Annotated in this window: 1 protein-coding gene; it reads left to right on the top strand. The window is 62.8% G+C overall.

Translation table 11 applies throughout. The features are described from left to right. Positions 1-302 precede the first annotated feature (302 nt). Positions 303-572 carry a hypothetical protein gene (locus tag JMJ56_RS33255; protein WP_202836140.1) on the top strand — a complete coding sequence of 90 codons (270 nt, stop codon included), beginning with the start codon at positions 303-305 and terminating at the stop codon, positions 570-572. Positions 573-611: the final 39 nt, after the last annotated feature.

The following is a 611-nucleotide window of genomic DNA, read 5'->3' as shown; positions in this document are numbered from 1 at the left end:
GAAACTGGGCCTCACCTCGGGCCCGGAATATCGTCTACAGGTTGATATCACGCCGCACAAGTCACTCAAATGCGAGGTTTGTCTCAAAAATATTGCGCATGGTTCGACGGTTTGGGCGCTTGGGGCAAACTCGAAAATAGACCACGCCACAGCATGGTAGCTCAGCCCAGCCACTGCCGTCAGCATGGCCGCCGGGTCTCGGCAGGCTTCGGCGAACATTCCTGCCCTCTTGAGGTTTGTGCGCCTTTATTCCTACGGTCCTCACTGGCTTCGTAGGACACGGTAGGGCAATGAGCCACAACATGTCCGAATGGAAGCGGCAGCGGTTGATGATGGCCGCGCCACTGGCCGACTGGTTGGGCTGGTCCCTGACGATCAACTGCAGCAGCCAGCGCTGCCCTCGGCGCAGGATTTTCGAGGTCGCCGAGCTCGCCCATGCCCACCCCACCCGCTCCCTGCAGGACTGCCTCAACCGCATGCGCTGCAGCATCTGCGGCGGCGGTGTCCGCGATGCCGTGATGCTGCGGCTGCGGACGGAGCATAGGGTCGTGCTGCGCGAGACGGGTGCATGAGCCCGCCGCCGAGTATGGGCGCGGGCAGTGATCCCGCGT

The organism is Belnapia arida (assembly GCF_016773205.1).
Lineage (GTDB): Bacteria > Pseudomonadota > Alphaproteobacteria > Acetobacterales > Acetobacteraceae > Belnapia > Belnapia arida.
This window is presented reverse-complemented; position numbering and strand designations above follow the sequence as displayed.

Excerpts from the sequence above, each read along its gene's own strand:
- JMJ56_RS33255 (WP_202836140.1), top strand. The coding sequence starts at position 303 with ATGTCCGAATGGAAGCGGCAGCGGTTGATGATGGCCGCGCCACTGGCC.